The sequence below is a fragment of the Thalassovita litoralis genome, assembly GCF_900182725.1.
Taxonomy (GTDB): domain Bacteria; phylum Pseudomonadota; class Alphaproteobacteria; order Rhodobacterales; family Rhodobacteraceae; genus Thalassobius; species Thalassobius litoralis.
Window position 1 is genome coordinate 1 of record NZ_FXTO01000065.1, and the last position, 3378, is coordinate 3378.

Below are 3378 nucleotides of genomic sequence, written 5' to 3' on the forward strand. Positions count from 1 at the left end.
CTTCAATGCGGGGGGTGTCTTCGTGTGCGTCCATAAGGACACTCGTTAAACCCTCGCGAAATCAGCCCGCCAGACGGCCCTCGGCGTAAGCTTACGAATTATCGAACTGGCAGATGAAAAGAACGGCATAATCATATCCAACGATTTTTTCCGGGACAGCCTTCGTGCAAGGCAGATACCCAAGCGGCGAGGCGGATATATCGCTGAATTTGATTTTCTGCACCTGACAGCGTGCCGACCAAGTAAGACGAAGGCAATTTAACGTCACTCCCCATTGAACACGTGGGGCATCCAGTGGGGCATTCGTCAACCGCCACTTGGATCACGATCCAAGAACACAACCTATCACGATCACTGAGTGAAATGGCTGGGGTGGTAGGATTCGAACCCCTACGATGAACCTGTACCGGAATTTTGCCGATCGTTGGCGACTGGGGCAACGGTTGGGGCGGTGGACTATTTTGCGTCGACCAAGATTTTAGCCTCAACACCAGCGCGAAGCAGTCCGCTTTTGATGTCATCAATGGCGGCCAGATCATACGAGCTTACCACGACAACGTCATTCACCATGAGCGAGTAAAGGGGGCTGCTGTCTGTTGTCGCTGGTTGGGTGGTCGGAATATTTCCATCCAGATAGGCGTTCGAAGCTCTGACAGATTGCGGCCCCCAAATTCCATCAGGTGAGACGCCAATGGTATACTGAACGTCCATCACCAGTTCTTTGCTCATACGCTCACCGGCATTGAGACGCAGGATGGTGTCTTGCAGTGTTGCCTTGTCATAAATCTGGGCGGGGACAAAAACCTGTTTGCAGGTTTCAACCTCTTTGTACTTCGTGACGGTACGGCGGCTGGATTCGTTTGCTACAGCGCCCCCGATGATGGCCCCCGCTACGGCACCGCCATCTTTGCCTGTCACCGCTTTGCCCAGTACGCCACCGATCAGCGCACCGCCAATGACCTCACCGGGTTTTCCACCCTTTACGGTTTCCTGATACGGAACGGAGCTAGTTTCACATCGTGTCTCCCAAGAGCCTGCCAAGGCTTGCGTGGCAAACAGAGTAAACAGGGAGGCTATGACTAACTTTTTCATCGGGAACTCTCCGTTTTGAAGCTCTGTTATCTGTATCGGTGTGTCGCCAAAGGCAGTGGTCCTGTACCAATACATAGCCGACTCTTGGCAAGTGAGGCAACGGTTGGGGCGGTGGAGGAGGGCACTCTTCCGTGAGGGCTATCAGGCGATCAGGCAGCGGGGCAGAGCAAGCAGCAGCGCAAGGACCGCGACAAGGCCAAACAAAACGATAAGGGTCACAATTTCGTCTCCAGAACAATCTGGACCTGACCGATATGGCGATTCCATCATAGTTGATAGCCACCTGAAAATCATTCTTGGGGGGTGTAGCGTGAATGCAATACCCCATTTGGATAGGAGGTAGGTATCTTTGGATGGTTGCGCATGTGGAAGGACGGGATTGCGGACTTTCTCCGCGAGCGCAAACCAAACATTCCGCTACTGCGTAAGACGGCATTCAGGCAGCTCTGTAACTCCGAAACTCTCTGCGACGTAGCAAGCCCGGTTCGAGCCCTCTTTGACGGGCGCTGCAACCTTCGCCAACGGTAGCTAAGCGCAGGAAGCGGAGTTTGCAAAGTCGGCTGCCGACAGCGGACGTTCGCGCCATCACTGAGTAAATTTCTCAAGAGGAGTCATTGGGTCCCACAAAGCTGTCCATGGAACCGATATCCGTTCATTCATTTTAACGGAATTTTCCGCATAAGCTGAAAAGGACTTATCAACCGGAACGTGAGCATCCGTCCAAAGAGTGACCGAAAACGACTGCAAGGTTGCATCCCGCTCCAATAAGGGCAAACCCAGCTCTCTTGCCATGGCGAATTGGCTCAAAGAGATTTTACAGAACTTTTCGTTCACGTGGGGTGCATAATATCCTCTAATGACAAAATTGGAGAAATTGCCCGATCTCCAGCTCCAAACTCGGTCATTGAGGGGAATTGGCCTGCCTGACCCATCATGTCCCGTATCAGAAAAACCACGGAACGCGGCTTCGACGCTCTCCACGCCTGAGATGCGCTCGTCTGTCATCACAATTGCCGTATCACAAACGTTGCGCATACCTTCCCACGAAAGTGGCGGCATTGGCACATTTGCAACGTCGATACGCGCCAAACTAGCTCTTCCGATGGTGTCGATATTGTACATTGATTCTGGGGGAGTGGATATCGTCCGAGCAAAAAGAAAGTCTGACATACCAATCGCGCCGTGCTCCTTTATCTGAGTAAGCTCGAATAGATGGGACGAGTCCAAAAGGGCAAGGGCGTAAGCTTTCTGAACCACTGAAGACGAATGCGCTCGGCCTTCCGGTAGCACGAGGCGAGGAGCGTGAAAGCCCAGCCATGCGCCCGGCTCGATAATGGTATTTTGCGCCCTAATAGCCCCGCTTCCAACCACCAACGAACCACCTAGAAATCCAATTGCACAGGCTGACAAGCATCTGTCGCTGCTTCTGACGCGCGTTGCGACCGACCCCTTATTCCAAATGACATAAAAAATGCGAAGCCCCTCGAGGAAGTCTCCTCCGGGACTGTTAAGGCACAGTCGTGACCCGGAAGCAGTAGCTGGAATGCCCTCATCAATTTTGCGCGCGTCTCCTGCTTCAACTTCACCGGAAAAGATATAGTCGCATTGGTTGATTTCGGGAGTTCGTCGGAGTTCTCCTGCGTAAGCCGGAACTTCCGACGCGAACAGCGCCAAGAAGCAGATCATCCAAACGCCATGGATAGTCGAAAATGTCGTCACCGATGTTACCCCTTTCTGTTCTGGGACGTTATCGTAATTTATTGGAAAGCTGCTAATATAGTGCCCCTGTGCAAGCGACAAGTCCACAATTTGCCAATAGGACCGAAAGACAATAACCGTTTAAGGCCGCTATCAGTCATCAAAAATTTGGGATGAACGGCGGCTTCGTCCGCATACCCACCATCTCGTCAGTCGGATTTGCTGCGGGCTGCACGAACAGCAGGAAAGCGAAAGCTGCGACGCGGCACGACCGTAAATCGCGAATGTCCGGAGCCGCCCCCCCAAAAAAACCGAGGAACCCTTCGTATCTATAATGGAACCATAGATATAGGAGGATTTCCAAATGAAGATCTTGTCTGCCCTCGGCGTGCTGGCCGGGGGCTTTTTGATTCAGCCGACCCCAAGGGCCGTGGTGACCACGCTGCTGTGGGTCGCGTCGCGGTCGCATCCGGCTGTGGCGGCACTGGTGCTTGTGCTGGTCGTGGCAACATGGGGGAACGATGATGCTTGAGCTGTTCGTTCTGATCGTGGTCGCCAGCATCAGCCCTGCTTGGGCAGTCGCGGTGT

At 53.3% G+C, this 3378-nt stretch carries 3 protein-coding genes; 1 reads left to right on the top strand and 2 read right to left on the bottom strand.

Annotated elements, in window-relative coordinates:
- Window positions 1-456: 456 nt before the first annotated feature.
- Both FN828_RS20195 and FN828_RS20200 read right to left on the bottom strand, forming a co-directional pair.
- On the bottom strand, window positions 457-1092 hold the full coding sequence (locus tag FN828_RS20195) for a hypothetical protein (protein WP_142495105.1): 636 nt from the start codon (window positions 1090-1092) through the stop codon (window positions 457-459).
- Window positions 1093-1677: 585 nt separating this feature from the next.
- Window positions 1678-2811 carry a hypothetical protein gene (locus FN828_RS20200; protein ID WP_142495106.1) on the bottom strand — a complete coding sequence of 378 codons (1134 nt, stop codon included), beginning with the start codon at window positions 2809-2811 and terminating at the stop codon, window positions 1678-1680.
- Window positions 2812-3154: 343 nt separating this feature from the next.
- On the opposite strand from FN828_RS20200, the gene FN828_RS20710 reads away from it, so the two are divergent.
- The gene (locus FN828_RS20710) at window positions 3155-3322 is read left to right on the top strand and encodes a hypothetical protein (protein ID WP_185959109.1); all 168 of its coding nucleotides are present in this window, start codon (window positions 3155-3157) and stop codon (window positions 3320-3322) included.
- The last annotated feature ends 56 nt before the right edge of the window (window positions 3323-3378 follow it).

Excerpts from the sequence above, each read along its gene's own strand:
- FN828_RS20195 (WP_142495105.1), bottom strand. The coding sequence starts at position 1,092 with ATGAAAAAGTTAGTCATAGCCTCCCTGTTTACTCTGTTTGCCACGCAA.
- FN828_RS20710 (WP_185959109.1), top strand. The coding sequence starts at position 3,155 with ATGAAGATCTTGTCTGCCCTCGGCGTGCTGGCCGGGGGCTTTTTGATT.